The following is a 15924-nucleotide window of genomic DNA, read 5'->3' as shown; positions in this document are numbered from 1 at the left end:
ACAATGCCTTCTTAATTTCCTGGGTTTTTAAATCTCACTCCACCAACATTTTCTTCGCGCCCATACTTTTACCGTCGGTGACCAGATCGTAAACATGCAAACCGCTCTTGTATTTGTCTGCTGAAATGACCAATTCACCGGCACCACGCTCGGATATCACGTGTGAGCTAACTTTTACGCCTCCTACCGTATAGATATCGATGACCGCCGTTTTTACGGATTGCGGAATAAAATATTTGATGGAAGTCCTGTTTGAAAAACCGTTGGGGACATTTTGTTCCAGGGCGCCATTGGAATGTTCATACACTTTGTTGAAAGTCCCTGGCACCGAACTTATCAACCTTTCCAATTTTTCCAAGCGATCTTCCAGCTCCCTGATTTTCGTTTCCTTGTCCTCAATCGCTTTTTGCTGCTCTTTTACGGAATTGATCAGGATATAAGTGACTGCATTAGCGTCATAGTCCAGGTACTCTGTTTTGTTGCCTAAAGAGTCCTGATGTATGAATGTGCCGATGGTGTAAGGCGCTATTTTCTGCATTTCCTGCGCGATGATGCCAACGAATTTCTTATCGCCCGTCTCGATTCCTGCTTTGCCGTTGTACTGAAACCACACGGGTTTGATTTCTTTGAGCAAATCGAGGCCGTCGGTAAAGTCGGAAATATCCTTCTTCAACCTTCTATCTGACATGATTATCCAGCTCGACGAACCGGCCTTTGCGGCTGTGCCCGTACTCATTTGCAGCTGATACACCGGTGCCGACACCCCGATTCCTATGTTGGCGTTATTGCCTAAAACCAGGCAATTGCTCGCTGTGACTTTCGCGGACGCCCCAAGCGCAGTTGCATTGACGATATCCTCTTTCCCTCCGGCACTGTATCCCAGATAGGTATTCTTTTCGCCCGGAGTGTTATAATATCCGGCGCCGTGTCCAAGAAATGTATTGAGACTTCCACTTTTATTGGAGTACCCAGCCTTACCACCCAAAAAAGCATTTCCAGTACCACTTTCGCTATTGAATCCTGATTGAGTACCAACAAAGGTGTTCAGGCTTCCCGTGGTGTTCCAGCGGCCCGACCCGTTGCCTATGAAATTGTTATCATTTCCATTATTATACCATCCGATTTCTTTCCCGAGCATCACATTATTATCTCCTTTGCTTTGCATTCCGGAGCCGTCACCTACAATTGTATTGTTGTTTCCTTTACTCTGCCAGCCCGCAGAGGCACCGAAGTAAGAATTGGATTGTCCTTCGGCATTGGCCCCGGCAGCTGTTCCGACAAACGTGCAGAAGCTCTTATTATCAAAATTCGCCCCTGCTTCGTGTCCTATCAGCGTATTTGCGGTTCCTGTTGTATTAACGAAGCCCGCTTTGGTACCTATAAAAGTGTTAGCGAAGCCCAATGTATTGGAATAGCCCGATTTCCGTCCAATAAAAATATTGCTGCTTGACTTATTGCTATAACCGGCCTCGGCCCCGATGAATACGTTATCGTTACCATTCGCATTCGCATTTCCCGCCTCATACCCCAGAAATACGTTACTGGAACCGGTACTTAGTCCACCGGCGCCCGCCCCCAGATAGGAATTGTAGTTTCCAGCGCCGGTACCACCGCAACTGGATCCAACAAACGTATTTCCATGGGAATCTCCGTTCCCCGCACCAGCGTTGTAACCAAGTAAAGTATTTGATGTTCCGGTATTCGTTTGACCGGCACTATAACCCACAAAAGTGTTGTAGCCGCCGGAAGTCGTATTAGCGCCGGAGAAGTGTCCTAAAAAAGTATTGAAGGAGCCGGAATTCACTTTACCCGCATTGGTGCCAAAGAAGGCGTGACCTGTTCCGGAAACGCCCGCGCCAGTCCCGTAGTGAGTTTGAGCATTGCCCGGGCGGGTCACCGCTCCCATCATCGCGATGGCCAATAAAATTGGTTTGAAAAAATGTTTCATAATACTATTGCTTAGGTGAATGAGGTGTCTTTCAGATCTAAATCCAACTCAATTTCACTTTTCAATAGCACTTGGTAGCACAAAAATGATTCAGGGGTGATAGAAGCTTAGTCAAAGGAAAGTGCAGCAAAGTAGTTCGTGTTTAGGTAATAATGCGTACAACATCTCTACTAATACGAAATACCAGCTAGCTCGGCACGCGACTATAAATACCTGTAATTAGGTAACCTGAAAAGCAACTACTAATTGAAATTCCTACTTCGCAAACCCCTCAATCCCCAACCCAAACAAAGCAAAATCATACTTTACAGGATCGCTGGGATCGAGCAGGCGCAGCGATGCGGTAAGTTCAGTGGCAGTCTGCCAGTCAGTGACGGGCCGTTTGATAAGCCCTAGCACGCGTGCGACGCGGTCGACATGGACATCACAGGGGCAGACGAGTTGTGCAGGACGGATGGTGTTCCAGATGCCGAAGTCGACACCTTGGTTGTCTTTGCGCACCATCCAGCGCAGAAACATGTTCAGGCGCTTACACGAGGATTTGCGCACGGGTGTGGCAATGTGCTTGCGCGTACGTAAAGGAAAGTTTTCAGAATTTGAAAAAAGGTCGTGGAAGCCTACCAGCCCTTTTTCGATGGTAATATCGCTGGACGTCATAGGACTGCTGAATGCAAATTCCAGCGAGTCATGGACTTTGTAGTATTCCTGAAAGAAATGCAGGAAATAGAGTGTATCGGTGGCGTTGAAAGTGCGATGTTTGAAATGCAGGAAGGGTTTCAGATCGCTTTCGTGGTGATTGCGTACGAAATCGTAAGGCGCATTGTCCATCAATGTAGCCAGTTCGAGGCATTTACTGATAATGGTTTTGCGTTGCCCCCAGGCAAGTACTGCCGCCCAAAACCCCATGATTTCGATATCCTGCTTGGTAGAAAACCGGTGCGGGATGCTGATCGGGTCGAAAGGAATGAAGTCTGGCCGGTTATACTGTGCTACTTTTTCGTCCAGCAGTTCCGCCACATATTCCGGCGGGTAGGCGGTTGTATCAACGTCTGGCATGGCTACCTCCGAACAGGTAAGCCAGCACACGTGAAATACCTGAGAAAATCATCACAATCCCGGAAAAGAGGAATGTAAAAATGGCGATAAACGGGTACAACAGGGTAAACATAACGCTCCAAATCTTGTATCCGGCCGTATGTTTAAGCGCTTCGCGTTCCTCTTCTCTTTTGGAACGAAATTGTGGTGCGTGCTTCATAATATCTTTACCGTGGTTACTCAAGATAACTGACTACGGCCCTGAATCGTTTGCTATTGGGGGAAACTTTTTCAAATGCGCGGGACGACAGTTTGATCACAATGTCGTCGTTTACGCTCGTATCGGGAATGCGGCCGATAATGCGGACGATGATTTTCTCCTGATTGTATTCATTCAAAACCTCTACCAGCGAACCGATTGGCGCCGTACGGTGCAAACCCAGAAACTTGCTCGTACTTTCGTCCGTTTCGATCACCTCCGCCAGACCTGATTCCGACTTCTTCTTGCTTTTCACCACTTTCGGAGGAGCAACTTCTTCCACGGGTTTCACAACCTTCTCGGGAACCACTGCTTTCGCTTTCACCGAATCTTTCACCACGGTAGTAGCTACCTTAGGTGCTGGCGGTGTTACAACCGGTGCAGCTGCTTTTTCGGCGCCTTTTTCACTCACGATAAGCTCCTGGCCATCTTTCAGGTTATCGTCCGTAAGATTGTTCCATTTGCGGAGGTCGGCCATCAGAACACCATATTTAACAGCAACGCGGTACAATGTCTGACCCGGTTCTACTTTGTGGATCCCATTCGCAGGAGCGGCAGTGGCGGGTGCCGACGGGGCTGATGTGCTTGTGGCTACCGAGGGTGTATCGGCAACAGGCTTGGTTTCTTTCACCTCTGCCTTCACAAGTTCCTTTTTCTCCTCTTTCTTATCGTCCTTTCTGGAGTCTTTCTTAGTAGCCTTAGGCGTGTAAGGCACGCGGATCGTCTGTCCCGACTGAATCTGGTCGCTCATGCCGGGGTTGGCTTCGCGCAGGGCGTGGATCGTGGTTCCGTACTGGCGCACGACGGCAAACATCGTCTGCCCCTGGTTAACCTTATGTATAACAAAGATCTTCCCCCCTACCTTTTCGACCCCAACGGAGTCAACAGCACTCAATCCCCTAGCCCGGGCACTCGTCAAACCTAGCATCAATCCTGCCAAAAGGGCCAGGCAAAAAATGTATTTCATTTATTATGAAAGCGTTAAACTCGAAAACTCGTTGCTATTTTTAAGATAAACCAATGTGGACGCTTTCAGCATCATCGTCGAGCGGCCTGTTCCTTCCCGCTCTTCCGATAGTTTCTCGTGTAAAACCTGTTGCTTCTGATCGGTTACTATGAGGAGGTATTGCACTGTTTTATCTTGCTCGTAAATATAATAAGAAAAGATTATATAGGGTCTTTTCTCCAAATAATCAATGGCTACCGGAATGTGACCGCCTGTTGCGTCACTAATAAATTGGGCGAGCCTTTCGAAGTACATATTCTCTTCCATGTAACGAACGGGCTCCATTAAAATTACCTTGTCGTCCCGTTCCGGTAATGCTTCATTCCATGGCAGCAGCTCCCCGGTCGCTGCATTACAATGCATATGCCTGAACGAATCGCCGCGCTTGGTAGCCACTTCCAGCAAACCTTCCCCTGCATTTTTGACGAGCAAATGGTTGGATAAAACCCACGACAGCAAACCAGCGTCCGCTTTTACGGCGAGCAGATCCGTCGGCTCGGGCACCTCGGGATAACGGTAATTGTGTAAATAAATATGCTGATCGGAAAAAGCTGTCAGCGATGTCCACCAATCGGTAGCTTCTACCTGCCGATGCCATTTTACGGCAAGGCTGTCCGTATCGATCACCGCAAACGACACTTCACGGCGCTCCGTATCCCTTAACTCTATGGCCCACAGCGTACTACCCGGCCGGGCATCTGGCATTACACGCCAGATGTTTTCGGAAAAGCGGAACGAAAAAAGATTTTGCAATTTTTTACCTTTATTTTGAATCAAATTTAACTGACAACGACCTCGTGCGCATTCTAGGAATAATACCGGCCCGCTACGCTTCTACCCGCTTCCCTGCCAAGGCTTTGGTGGACATTGGCGGCAAAAGCATGATCCAGCGGGTTTATGAACAAGCGTCCAAAGCTACTCAACTCGATCAGGTAATCGTAGCGACCGACGATGAAAGAATATTGTACCACGTCCGCGAATTCGGCGGACGCGCCGTAATGACGTCGCAGGACCACCAGAGCGGCACCGATCGCTGCTTCGAAGCACTTACCCAAACGGAAGAAACTTACGATTACGTCATCAATATTCAGGGCGACGAGCCATTTATCAGCCCCGAGCCGATCGACCATCTCGCTTCTGTGCTGAATGGTGAAACCGAACTGGCTACCTTGGTGAAGGTGATCGACAATGACGACATTCTCTTCAATGTAAATGTGCCGAAGGCCGTTTTGAACAAGCGAAATGAAGTCATGTATTTCAGCAGACAAACGATCCCTTACCTGCGCAATGCGCAAAGCCAGGACGAATTCCTGAAATCGCATGTTTTTTACAAACACATAGGTATTTACGCATACAGAACCGACGTTTTAGCCGAAATCACCAAACTTCCCGTTTCGTCGCTGGAAAAAGCCGAAGCATTGGAACAGCTGCGCTGGCTGGAAAACGGCTACGCGATCAAGGCCGTCGTCACCTCCGACGATTCACATGGGGTAGACACGCCCGACGATCTTGACAGGGTTACAAGAAAATTTTTGCCCTGATCGGCCATTGTGGAATACATTTTTTACAAGGAAGGTTAACGTATAAGGATAAGCCGTATATTTCTTAAAAAACGTTAAAACCGTTTTACGTATACGACCCGCTTCTTCCCGTGCGTTACCCTTTTATTGATTTAATAGTTTATTCCACTTGAAAAAAGAGTCCTATGCAATATAACATCCTTTGGGCCGATGACGAAATAGATCTTCTCAAACCGCACATCATGTTTCTCACTAATAAGGGTTACAACGTAACGCCCGTCAACAGCGGTGCGGATGCGCTGGACCGTATCGAGAACGACCGGTTTGACATTGTTTTCCTCGACGAAATGATGCCCGGTATGACCGGCCTCGAAACGCTCGCACAGATCAAACAACAGCAGCCCAACCTGCCTGTGGTGATGATCACGAAAAGCGAAGAGGAACACATTATGGAGGATGCCATCGGTTCCAAAATCGACGATTACCTCATCAAACCGCTGAATCCCAACCAGATATTACTTTCGGTTAAAAAAATATTGGATAACAAACGGCTGGTTACCGAAAAAACCACCCTAAGTTACCAGCAGGAATTCCGCAGCCTGGCCATGCAATACCAGGACCGCATCGGTCACGAAGAATGGGCGGACATTTATAAAAAACTCATCTACTGGGAGCTGGAACTCGAAAGCTCCGACGACCAGGGAATGGCAGAAGTTTTCAGCATGCAGAAGAGCGAAGCCAATGCCAATTTTTGCAAATTCATTGAGGATGAATATGAAGAGTGGCTGAACGACCCGCGCTCCGACAAGCCGATCCTGTCGCATCAGTTGATGAAACAAAAGGTGTTTCCCCATCTGAAAGGTTCAAGCGAGCCGTTGTTCTTCCTGCTGATCGACAACTTCCGCTACGATCAATGGAAAATGATCCAGCCTATTATGCAGGAATTTTTCAATATCGAGGAAGAGTCGTCGTACTATTCCATCTTGCCGACCACAACCGGCTACGCACGTAATGCGATCTTCTCCGGCCTGATGCCCAGCGAAATGGAACGCAAGCACCCGCAATGGTGGGTAAGCGACGAAAATACACCAGAAGGAGAAGAAGGGCTGAACAACCATGAGCAGGATTTCCTTCAAAAACAACTGGAAATGAACCATTTGAATATCAAGTTTTCATATAACAAGATATTAAATACAAACCAGGGCAAAGCATTGGTAGACACCTTCAACAACCTGCTCACCAACCAGCTCAATGTCGTTGTATACAACTTTGTGGATATGCTTTCCCACGCGCGCACGGATGTGCAGATGATCAAGGAGCTCGCACCCGACGAAGCCGCATACCGCTCTATTACCCGCTCCTGGTTCCAGCATTCGCCGCTGCTCGATTTCATCCGTAAAATCGCTGAAAAGAAAGGGCGCCTAATCCTCACCACCGACCACGGTATGATCCGTGTGCAGAAACCGGTGAAGATCATCGGCTACCGCGAAACGAATACGAACCTCCGTTACAAACACGGCAAAAACCTGGGCTTCGACGACAACCATTTGATGGTTTGCCGCAAGCCTGAGCGTATTTTTCTGCCAAAACCACACGTTTCTACATCGTATGTGTTCACGAAAGAGGATTACTTCTTCGCCTACCCGAACAACTACAACCAGTACGTGAACCTCTACCGCGACACTTTCCAGCACGGGGGCGTGTCGCTCGAAGAGATGATTATCCCGGTGATCGATTTGAAGGCAAAATAGGACAATGTATATGCAAAAAGGGGCGCCTGAGTTTGATCAGGCGCCCCTTTTTTGATGCTTGATGCAGCAATTATTCGCTCACGGTTATACCGCCATTCTCGCATTTGATCACGCGGGCGGGAAAGCGTTTCAGGAAGTCGTGGTTGTGTGTAGCCATCAGAATTGCGGTACCAGCGTTGTTAATCGTCCGGAACACCTGCATAATCTGGTCGCCTACTTCGGGGTCGAGATTACCGGTTGGTTCATCCGCGATCAGGATTTGCGGCTCGTTCAGCATAGCACGTGCGATTACCACGCGCTGTTGCTCTCCACCCGAAAGCTGGTGCGGCATTCTTTTCTGGGCAGTTCCAAGGCCTACCTGCATTAAAACTTCCGCAATGCGCTTGGAAATTTTGCCCTGATTCTCCCAGCCAGTCGCACGTAGCACAAACCCGAGGTTATCCTCCACGGATCGGTCCGACAGCAATTGAAAATCCTGGAAAACGATACCTATTCTGCGGCGAAGAAATGGAATATCGGCTCTTTTGATGTTGTGAAGCTCGTAACCGGCCACTTTGGCAGAACCGGTATGCAGCCATAAATCGGCGTATAGTGTTTTCAAAAGCGAGCTCTTACCGCTACCGGTCCGGCCGATAAGGTAAACGAATTCGCCCTTACTGATTTCAAAATGAACGTCGTTCAAGACAGGCCTTTCACCCTGATAAATATCCGCCCTTTCCAGTCTGATTATTGGCTCCGTCGAATCGGTGGTCATAAGATTTGCGAATGATAATGGTGAGCAGAATGCTCAAATTAATAGTGTGGTGGATGTTAATGTCATGCTGAGCGAAGTCGAAGCATAATTGCAACAGCGTGCATGCGCTTCGACTGCGCTCAGCGTGACAATATCAATTAAGCATTCCCTTTATTATAATCCGAAAGGAATTTTTCAAGACCGATATCAGTCAATGGGTGTTTCAGCAATGCTTCGATAGCGCTCAATGGGCCTGTCATAACATCAGCACCTACTTCTGCGCATTGAATGATGTGCATTGGGTGACGAACTGATGCTGCAAGTACCTGCGTATCGAAACCATAGTTTCTGTAAATAGTCAGGATCTGCTCGATCAGCGCGATACCGTCGGTAGAAATATCGTCAAGGCGACCTACGAATGGAGAAATGTAAGTAGCACCGGCTTTCGCGGCTACCAGAGCTTGTCCTGGGGAGAAGATCAGCGTACAGTTGGTACGGATGCCTTTGCCTGAGAAATATTTCAGCGCTTTGATACCTTCTCTGATCATCGGGATTTTTACCACGATTTTCTCGTCGATCTCAACCAGCTCTTCGCCTTCGCGCACCATTCCTTCGAAATCAACTGAGATTACTTCCGCACTTACGTCACCATCCACAATGTCGCAGATAGCTTTGTAGTGACGCATTATATTATCCTTACCCGTAATTCCTTCTTTCGCCATCAAAGATGGGTTGGTGGTAACACCGTCTAATACACCAAGCGCCTGCGCTTCCCGAATTTCGTTCAGGTTCGCAGTATCAATGAAAAATTTCATATTGAAAATTTATTGGTTAGAATATTCCACAAAAGTAGGAAACCCTGAACAAAAGCAAAAGAAAGAAGGGTGGAATACAGGGGGGAAGGAAATAAAAAAAGGCAAACCGAGAATCTCACCGCATCGACCATCTACCCTTGCTTCCGTCAGGACCTGGGGGATTCGAAAGGAGCTGGTAGTTCCGATTTGCCGATGCAAAGATAAAGACATTTTATTAACAAAAAGAAAACATTCCTTTGACGTTTCCCCTTACTTTTGCGTGAATCAACTAGAAATGAACCAGTATGCCCCGATTATTTTTTTTATTTTTTCTGATTTTCCTTTACTCTTGCTCCCAATCCTCCGACGCATTTCTCCAAAAAGGCAAAGAGCTTATGCAACAGGGCAAGACCCGCGAAGCCATTGAATTTATCAACAAAGCCATTGAAAAAAATACCACCAATGCCGATGCGTTCAACCTCCGCGGCGTGGCTTATTATGAGTTGAAAGAATACCCCAACGCCTTGCTGGACTTTGGTCAGGCCATCAAGCTGCAACCGGGCTCGTACCGGCCCTACTTCAACCGCGCATTGCTCTATACGGACGAAAATAAGCTGGATTCCGCATTTGCGGATTATAACAAATCGGCCGAGCTCGCGCCCGATACTGCCGATGTTTTCCTGAACCGAGGCCAGTTGCTCGTCCTCATGGATAAGACACCTGACGCGATCAAGGATTTCGAAAAAGCGACCCGGCTCGATGCTAACAACAAACAAGCCTGGTATAACCTTGGAAACACCTATTACAGGTCGCAGGATTTCAAACAAGCGGTATTAGCATTCCGTCAAACGGTGAAGCTGGACGGCCAATATGGAAAGGCATTTTATGGCCTGGGCCTTGCGCAGTATAACGATGGGGAAAAAGATTTGGGCTGTACCAGCCTGAAACAGGCGCTGAACCTGGGATATAGCGACGCTGCGAACGCATTGGCGCAATTTTGTCAGAAATAATGTGTTAAACCTTTAAAACCAAACCCGCTTTGTCATGAGACTTATCAAGATATTTTTCGGCATAATCTTTGTCATTTTTGCCTATTTGCAGCTGAACGACCCCGATTCCGGTATCTGGATCGCCGTTTACAGCTTCGCCGCCCTCGCTTGCTTCATGAGCATCCGGGAGCTTTGGCCTTCCTGGGTGTTTTACGTGCTTGCGGCTGGTTATCTGGTGGCTGCGATCCTGCAATGGCCGCCTGAATTCGAAGGTATTTTCTTTGGAGAAACTGCCATGAGGAGCCTCAATATTGAACTTGCACGAGAGTCGCTGGGCTTGGGTATATGCGCGACGGTAATGGCGGTGCTGGGCAAATGGGGTTGATCAATCCCTGACCCACTCGATTTCTTTCAACCCGAATTCCAATTCTTCCGGCTCGGTAGCCAGTCTGACACGCAATTTTCCAAGCGTCGTCACATTGGTCACCGAGCCGTTTGTTATATTTCCTTTATGGAGAAATCTCACTTCTTGCCGGTATCCATGTAAATGATTGAGGTACTCGGCGCGGATCGCGTCGTGCTGGGAACCGGAGCGCAACCGGACGTAATAGGCGTCCAGGAATTTCAGCAGCTTACGAAACTCTTCCGCCAGTGAAAACCTGCGGCCAGTCTCCCGCGCAAGCGAAGTCGCGTGGTCGCTCTCAAACACCGACTGGTTGATATTCACCCCAATACCGACGATTGAGGTCGCAAAACGGTTTCCTTGCAATGAGTTTTCGATCAGTACCCCTACCGCTTTACGGTTGTTCATATAAATATCGTTCGGCCATTTCACTTTCGTATCGGCCACATAGCTGCCCAGGTAGCTCCGGATGGCGAGCGCCGTCACCTGACTGATCAGGAATTGCTCAGGAATTGGCAGAAAACCTGGGGTAAGAACTACTGAAAATGTAAGATTTTCGCCTGCATTAGCGTTCCAGACTGTCCCGCGCTGGCCTCTTCCTTTTACCTGATTGTCGGTAATGACAACCGTTCCTTCCTCAAACAGTCCTGCATGTACTATTTCAGCCGCTATGTCGTTGGTGGAATGACAAGTTGGCAGATATATTACTTTTTTACCAATTATTAGCGTATCCTGTGTGGAGTTGTACAATTTTTTTGTTTTACTTTAGGGTTTTAGAAAAGGAAATAACTACGCATGAAACAACGCAAAAATAAAGAACTATCCTCAAAAGATCTCACCGAACTGGTGGTGAAGGGCATGACAGAAAAGAAGGGTTTGGACATTGCCATATTAGACCTCAGAAAAGTAAAAAATTCAATAACCGACTTTTTCGTGATTTGCTCGGGGAATTCCGACACACAAATAGATGCTTTGGCCAACTCGGTTGAAGACGAAGTTTATAAAATATCCAAAACAGAGCCCTGGCAAAAAGAAGGAAAGGCGAATGGGGAATGGATTTTGATTGATTATGTCGATGTTGTCGCACATATTTTCAACAAAGAACGCCGCAAACATTACGATCTGGAAGAACTTTGGGGAGATGCAGAGGTGACATACCTGGAAGACTCCATGGTATAAAGGCCCGCCGGGTGAACATTAGCCCCGCCGGGATTGTTGTTTATTATATTTCCTCTTAATTAAAACGAACGAATGTCTGAAAACGATAACAAAAGGGGGCCACTCAACCCTAAAAGTCCTCAGAAGGGATATCAAGGTTGGATTATAGCCGCTCTGATCGCTACTATACTCGGAATCACGTACCTCAACAGAACATCGACAATCCGCGAAACAACTCAGAAACGTTTTGAGAAAATGATGGCGGACAAGGAAGTGGAGCGTGTTACGATTGTGAACGACAAGTCAGTAGAGGTTACGCTTAAACCCGAGGCCCTTAAACTCGACAAATACAGGGTAGTTGCAAAGGAAAATAACTATTTCGGCGGAGAAACTGCCTCTCACTACCAGTTTCAGGTAACATCGGCAGAGACCTTCAAGAAGGATTTCGATAAAATGCAGGAAGGTACCCCCGACGATGATAAGGTGCCTTTTGTGGTAGATACCCGCAACGACTGGACCAGTTTCCTCGGAACCTGGGGCTTTTTCATTGTCATGATCCTGGTAATGTACTTCATCCTTGGCAGAATGTCAGGCGGTGTAGGTCCAGGTGGCCAGATCTTCAATATCGGCCGCTCACGTGCGACGCTTTTCGACGCAGAAAACAAGGTTAAAATCACATTTAACGATGTAGCCGGCCTCGACGAAGCAAAAGAAGAGATTAAAGAGATTGTAGAATACCTTCAAAGTCCTGACAAATTCAAGAAACTGGGTGCGAAAATCCCCAAAGGTGCATTACTCGTAGGCCCTCCGGGAACGGGTAAAACGTTGCTCGCGAAAGCAGTTGCGGGTGAAGCGGGCGTGCCATTCTTCTCCCTTTCAGGTTCCGATTTCGTGGAAATGTTTGTGGGTGTAGGTGCAGCCCGTGTGCGTGACCTTTTTAAACAAGCAAAAGAAAAGGCGCCTTGTATCATCTTTATCGATGAAATCGACGCAGTTGGTCGTTCACGTGGCCGTGGCGCAATGCCGGGCTCCAACGACGAACGTGAGAATACATTGAACTCCTTGCTGGTGGAAATGGACGGTTTCGCAACCGACTCCGGCATCATCATCGTAGCGGCAACCAACCGCCCCGACGTACTCGACCCTGCATTGCTCCGTCCGGGACGTTTCGACCGCCAGATTTCGGTTGACAAGCCGGACGTAATCGGTCGTGAAGCAATTTTCAAAGTGCATTTGAAACCATTGAAACTGGCTACCGACGTTAATATCCAGAAACTTTCGTCCCAGACTCCTGGCTTTGCCGGCGCTGAAATCGCGAACGTTTGTAACGAAGCAGCGTTGATCGCCGCCCGTCGTAACCGTGAGGAGGTGACAATGCAAGACTTCCAGGATGCGATGGACCGTGTAATCGGTGGTTTGGAAAAGAAAAACAAACTGATTTCACCCGAAGAGAAACAAATCGTGGCTTACCACGAGGCGGGCCATGCGGTGGCGGGCTGGTTCCTCGAACACGCCGATCCATTGGTGAAAGTGTCGATCGTACCTCGTGGTGTGGCGGCATTGGGCTACGCACAGTATCTCCCGCGTGAGCAGTATCTGTACCGTACCGAGCAGCTGTTCGATGAGATGTGTATGACATTGGGCGGCCGCGCTGCGGAAGATGTAGTATTCGGAAAGATTTCTACCGGCGCACTAAGTGACCTCGAAAGAGTCACCAAAGTGGCATACAGCATGGTAACCATGTACGGTATGAACGAGCGCATCGGTAACATTTCGTTCTACGATTCGAAACAATCCGACTACGCATTCACCAAACCTTACTCCGAATCGACTTCACAAGCGATTGACGAAGAAGTAAGAAAGTTGGTCGATCAGGCCTATCAGTTCGTCAAAGGCTTGCTGAACGAGAAACGTGATGCATTGGAAGTGTTGGCGAAAGAATTGCTGGAAAAAGAAATCCTGTTCCAGGCCGACCTCGAAAAGCTGATCGGGAAACGTCCTTACGAAAAGGAAACGAGCTACCAGGCTTATATCAACCGCCGTTCGAACGAAGAAGCTGCAATCCATGAAGAAGTGGTGAAACAGACGCTCGAAAAAGAACGCAAAGAAGAAGAAATGGCGGAAGCCGAAAAAAGCGCCAACAACGAATAGGCACTTTTTAAGTGAATAAAAATCTGATAGCCGGACAATTCAACCTGTCCGGCTATTATTTTTACAACATATATATAAACCGTTTGACCCTAAACCATCAAAAGCATATGCCCTTTGAAATCTTCAAACAACATTTCGGTGAACTTACCGAATATGTGATACATGAAACAACCACTGAAAACCGCTGTGTAGTCATTCCGGAGTTGGGCGGTATTGTCCGTCAGCTTTCCCTTCGCAAAAATCTGACCCTTTTTTCAGTTCTGAAAACGCCCCCGACCCCGTCGGCGCTGATTGCTGATACGAAAAGCGCCAGCGAGTTACTATTCCCCTTCGCGAGCCGCATTCCGGAAGGGAAATACAAATTTTTGGGCAAGAACTATCAATTGCACAAAAACGAAGACGGCGGCCTGAATGCCATTCACGGACTGGTGCGTAAAAATCATTTCCACCTCGACGAACAAGTTATTCACGAGGATAATGCGTCCATTCAGCTGTCTTATACCATTGATAATCCGGAAGGTTATCCCTTTCAGGTGCATTTCTCGGTCCGCTACACGCTGCATGCGGACGGCCGTTTCGAATTGAAATATGAAGCTAAGAACAATGGGCAATCACCTTGCCCTGCCATGTTCGGCTGGCATCCTTACTGGTTGCTAGGCAATGAGGATGTAGAGGCGTGGAAGATCAATATTCCGTCGAAACGGCTGGTCACCTTCAATGAAAACCTTATCCCTGTCGGCACCGAGCCATTCGATATGGCGATGCCGGCTTTGTTGCACCGTAAGGAATTCGATAACTGTTTCATTGTGGACGCCACCGGCGGACAGGCGGTTACGGAACTGATCTCCAAAAACCAGGATGTCACGTTGCGCATTCAGCAGGAAACCGGGGAGGGAAAATTCAACTACCTCGTCGTGTACACGCCACCGGCGCGTGATTGTGTCGCCATCGAGGCGCTTACAGCCAATGTGGATGCATTCAACACCGGCGAAGGCCTAAATATCCTCGCGCCCGGACATAGCATTGACGGCACGATCACGGTCAGCCTCACCTGACGGCTGGTTCCTGTACCAGCTGATCTTGTGCCACAAAAGCTTCCAATGGGTTAGATACCCGAGATGTGCCGCGACAATGGAAAGTTTATCCGACCATTTGTCGCGGTATTTTATATTGTAGAGAAAAATGCGCCAGGTTTTTGTTTTTAAGGAAGGTCGTTCGTTCTCCCAATGGGCTAGAATATCTTTCAAAAAACCTTCCGAAGGATAGCTTTCGGACACGCCTGCGTACCTGAGATAATCCCGTCCGCTAAGGTACCCTGCCACACCAAGCGATTCGAGGAGGAGTTTATTGAAACCCTTTGTTCGGGTAACACGATTGATATATTTCCAGTCCAGCGAGCCGGCCGACTTGTCAAGCAGCCTCACGAAGTCAGCCAAATATTTCAGCTTATCCCACTGTTCTACCCCACCATGGTGGATCACCATCATAATCAGCTGCATCTCCATTCTTGGAACAAGCACCGGTTTCCCCATCATATTGAATTCGAAGAGATTCCCGGCCAGTTCATCCCAAGTAAAATTGTAGCAATACCTCGGATAAGTACAGTTCCACTGAATTTCCAGCGATTGCAATGCGTGCTCGCTCAGGGGCGTGAGCGGAAGCTGGTAGTCGGTATCGAGATAGTCGTCGACGACAGCCTTCTCCGTCAGCAAATAGTGGCGGTAGTTGTCCGCAGCAAAACCTTCACCCAAAAGGATATCCAGGCTCTTGGAAACATCTTCCTTACCGACAAAATAATCGATATCCCCAAATTCTCGCAAAGCGGGTTTGTCGTAAAGCATCCATGCCCATAGCGCACCTTTCATTGGGAAAACATGTACCTGGCTATCAATCAAACGATTATACAGTCGAACGCATATCCCCAGGAAAGCCATGTTCGTCACCGCCTGCCCAAGCGTGAATTCGCGCAGCATTTTGAGCACATTATCGGGAAGAGCAAGTGCCTTTTCCTGCACATATTCAAATGCCAGTGGCCTGATCTGGTGCCATTTCGCGAGCGTCGAGAATTTCTCCGGGTCAAACTGGGTAATCTCGGTTTCAAATGGCTGATGCCCCGAAGGCAACGCAGCCGCATCAATGAGATATGCCAGTTCGGGGGAGATTTTGATGCGTTGCAT

The 15924-nt window shown here is 48.1% G+C and carries 16 protein-coding genes; 7 read left to right on the top strand and 9 right to left on the bottom strand.

All coding sequences use genetic code 11. The annotated features are described in order from the left end of the window. Positions 1 to 34 precede the first annotated feature (34 nt). From ACTJJJ_RS15450 to ACTJJJ_RS15430, 5 genes are all read right to left on the bottom strand, one after another. Positions 35 to 1948, bottom strand: a complete 1914-nt coding sequence (locus tag ACTJJJ_RS15450; protein WP_440702243.1) for a tail fiber domain-containing protein — start codon at positions 1946 to 1948, stop codon at positions 35 to 37. A 255-nt stretch (positions 1949 to 2203) separates the two neighbouring features. Next, a complete protein-coding gene (locus ACTJJJ_RS15445; protein WP_426293197.1) occupies positions 2204 to 3004 on the bottom strand; it encodes a TIGR02757 family protein in 801 nt (266 codons plus the stop codon). Next, positions 2991 to 3203 carry a hypothetical protein gene (locus ACTJJJ_RS15440; protein ID WP_188933649.1) on the bottom strand — a complete coding sequence of 71 codons (213 nt, stop codon included), beginning with the start codon at positions 3201 to 3203 and terminating at the stop codon, positions 2991 to 2993. Before ACTJJJ_RS15440 ends, ACTJJJ_RS15445 begins: the two co-directional genes overlap by 14 nt. Positions 3204 to 3219: 16 nt before the next feature. Next, positions 3220 to 4209: a LysM peptidoglycan-binding domain-containing protein gene (locus ACTJJJ_RS15435; RefSeq protein WP_188933651.1), complete on the bottom strand. Its 990-nt coding sequence runs from the start codon at positions 4207 to 4209 to the stop codon at positions 3220 to 3222. A gap of 3 nt (positions 4210 to 4212) precedes the next feature. Further along, positions 4213 to 5001, bottom strand: a complete 789-nt coding sequence (locus ACTJJJ_RS15430; RefSeq protein ID WP_426293196.1) for a DUF4905 domain-containing protein — start codon at positions 4999 to 5001, stop codon at positions 4213 to 4215. Positions 5002 to 5045: 44 nt separating this feature from the next. On the opposite strand from ACTJJJ_RS15430, the gene kdsB reads away from it, so the two are divergent. Then, a complete protein-coding gene (gene kdsB / locus ACTJJJ_RS15425; protein ID WP_188933655.1) occupies positions 5046 to 5789 on the top strand; it encodes a 3-deoxy-manno-octulosonate cytidylyltransferase in 744 nt (247 codons plus the stop codon). Positions 5790 to 5953: 164 nt separating this feature from the next. Further along, positions 5954 to 7519: a bifunctional response regulator/alkaline phosphatase family protein gene (locus tag ACTJJJ_RS15420; RefSeq protein ID WP_188933657.1), complete on the top strand. Its 1566-nt coding sequence runs from the start codon at positions 5954 to 5956 to the stop codon at positions 7517 to 7519. 70 nt (positions 7520 to 7589) lie between these two features. On the opposite strand, the gene ACTJJJ_RS15415 is transcribed toward ACTJJJ_RS15420, so the two are convergent. Together ACTJJJ_RS15415 and fsa are read right to left on the bottom strand one after the other, a co-directional pair. Beyond that, positions 7590 to 8273 (bottom strand): cell division ATP-binding protein FtsE, encoded by a 684-nt coding sequence (locus ACTJJJ_RS15415; protein ID WP_188933659.1) that lies wholly within the window; start codon positions 8271 to 8273, stop codon positions 7590 to 7592. 137 nt (positions 8274 to 8410) lie between these two features. Continuing rightward, positions 8411 to 9067, bottom strand: a complete 657-nt coding sequence (gene fsa / locus ACTJJJ_RS15410; RefSeq protein WP_188933661.1) for a fructose-6-phosphate aldolase — start codon at positions 9065 to 9067, stop codon at positions 8411 to 8413. Between the two features lie 284 nt (positions 9068 to 9351). On the opposite strand from fsa, the gene ACTJJJ_RS15405 reads away from it, so the two are divergent. Both ACTJJJ_RS15405 and ACTJJJ_RS15400 read left to right on the top strand, forming a co-directional pair. Next, positions 9352 to 10056 (top strand): tetratricopeptide repeat protein, encoded by a 705-nt coding sequence (locus ACTJJJ_RS15405; protein WP_440702242.1) that lies wholly within the window; start codon positions 9352 to 9354, stop codon positions 10054 to 10056. 34 nt (positions 10057 to 10090) lie between these two features. Beyond that, entirely contained in the window at positions 10091 to 10420 is a 330-nt protein-coding gene (locus ACTJJJ_RS15400; RefSeq protein WP_426293192.1) for a transmembrane 220 family protein, read from the top strand. Here the strand turns inward: ACTJJJ_RS15400 and ACTJJJ_RS15395 are convergent, their stop codons facing one another. Further along, positions 10421 to 11188: a biotin--[acetyl-CoA-carboxylase] ligase gene (locus ACTJJJ_RS15395; protein WP_440702241.1), complete on the bottom strand. Its 768-nt coding sequence runs from the start codon at positions 11186 to 11188 to the stop codon at positions 10421 to 10423. Positions 11189 to 11233: 45 nt separating this feature from the next. Here ACTJJJ_RS15395 and rsfS point away from each other — a divergent pair, with 45 nt between their 5' ends. The 3 genes from rsfS to ACTJJJ_RS15380 all read left to right on the top strand — a co-directional run bounded on the left by rsfS (position 11234) and on the right by ACTJJJ_RS15380 (position 14802). Beyond that, a complete protein-coding gene (rsfS, locus tag ACTJJJ_RS15390; RefSeq protein ID WP_188933669.1) occupies positions 11234 to 11617 on the top strand; it encodes a ribosome silencing factor in 384 nt (127 codons plus the stop codon). Positions 11618 to 11689: 72 nt separating this feature from the next. Beyond that, positions 11690 to 13747 carry an ATP-dependent zinc metalloprotease FtsH gene (gene ftsH, locus ACTJJJ_RS15385; RefSeq protein ID WP_188933671.1) on the top strand — a complete coding sequence of 686 codons (2058 nt, stop codon included), beginning with the start codon at positions 11690 to 11692 and terminating at the stop codon, positions 13745 to 13747. Positions 13748 to 13854: 107 nt separating this feature from the next. Next, positions 13855 to 14802 (top strand): aldose 1-epimerase, encoded by a 948-nt coding sequence (locus tag ACTJJJ_RS15380; protein WP_188933673.1) that lies wholly within the window; start codon positions 13855 to 13857, stop codon positions 14800 to 14802. On the opposite strand, the gene ACTJJJ_RS15375 is transcribed toward ACTJJJ_RS15380, so the two are convergent. After that, entirely contained in the window at positions 14743 to 15924 is a 1182-nt protein-coding gene (locus ACTJJJ_RS15375; protein ID WP_440702240.1) for a nucleotidyltransferase domain-containing protein, read from the bottom strand. The genes ACTJJJ_RS15380 and ACTJJJ_RS15375 overlap by 60 nt on opposite strands.

It is taken from the genome of Dyadobacter sp. 22481, from assembly GCF_052044875.1.
GTDB lineage: Bacteria > Bacteroidota > Bacteroidia > Cytophagales > Spirosomataceae > Dyadobacter > Dyadobacter endophyticus.
This window is presented reverse-complemented; position numbering and strand designations above follow the sequence as displayed.

Bases quoted from the DNA above. Each gene is read 5' to 3' on its own strand.
- rsfS (WP_188933669.1), top strand. From the start codon at position 11,234: ATGAAACAACGCAAAAATAAAGAACTATCCTCAAAAGATCTCACCGAA.
- ACTJJJ_RS15375 (WP_440702240.1), bottom strand. From the start codon at position 15,924: ATGCAACGCATCAAAATCTCCCCCGAACTGGCATATCTCATTGATGCG.
- ACTJJJ_RS15450 (WP_440702243.1), bottom strand. From the start codon at position 1,948: ATGAAACATTTTTTCAAACCAATTTTATTGGCCATCGCGATGATGGGA.
- ACTJJJ_RS15380 (WP_188933673.1), top strand. From the start codon at position 13,855: ATGCCCTTTGAAATCTTCAAACAACATTTCGGTGAACTTACCGAATAT.
- ACTJJJ_RS15420 (WP_188933657.1), top strand. From the start codon at position 5,954: ATGCAATATAACATCCTTTGGGCCGATGACGAAATAGATCTTCTCAAA.
- ACTJJJ_RS15440 (WP_188933649.1), bottom strand. From the start codon at position 3,203: ATGAAGCACGCACCACAATTTCGTTCCAAAAGAGAAGAGGAACGCGAA.
- ACTJJJ_RS15435 (WP_188933651.1), bottom strand. From the start codon at position 4,209: ATGAAATACATTTTTTGCCTGGCCCTTTTGGCAGGATTGATGCTAGGT.
- ACTJJJ_RS15405 (WP_440702242.1), top strand. From the start codon at position 9,352: ATGCCCCGATTATTTTTTTTATTTTTTCTGATTTTCCTTTACTCTTGC.
- ftsH (WP_188933671.1), top strand. From the start codon at position 11,690: ATGTCTGAAAACGATAACAAAAGGGGGCCACTCAACCCTAAAAGTCCT.
- fsa (WP_188933661.1), bottom strand. From the start codon at position 9,067: ATGAAATTTTTCATTGATACTGCGAACCTGAACGAAATTCGGGAAGCG.
- ACTJJJ_RS15445 (WP_426293197.1), bottom strand. From the start codon at position 3,004: ATGCCAGACGTTGATACAACCGCCTACCCGCCGGAATATGTGGCGGAA.
- ACTJJJ_RS15400 (WP_426293192.1), top strand. From the start codon at position 10,091: ATGAGACTTATCAAGATATTTTTCGGCATAATCTTTGTCATTTTTGCC.
- ACTJJJ_RS15415 (WP_188933659.1), bottom strand. From the start codon at position 8,273: ATGACCACCGATTCGACGGAGCCAATAATCAGACTGGAAAGGGCGGAT.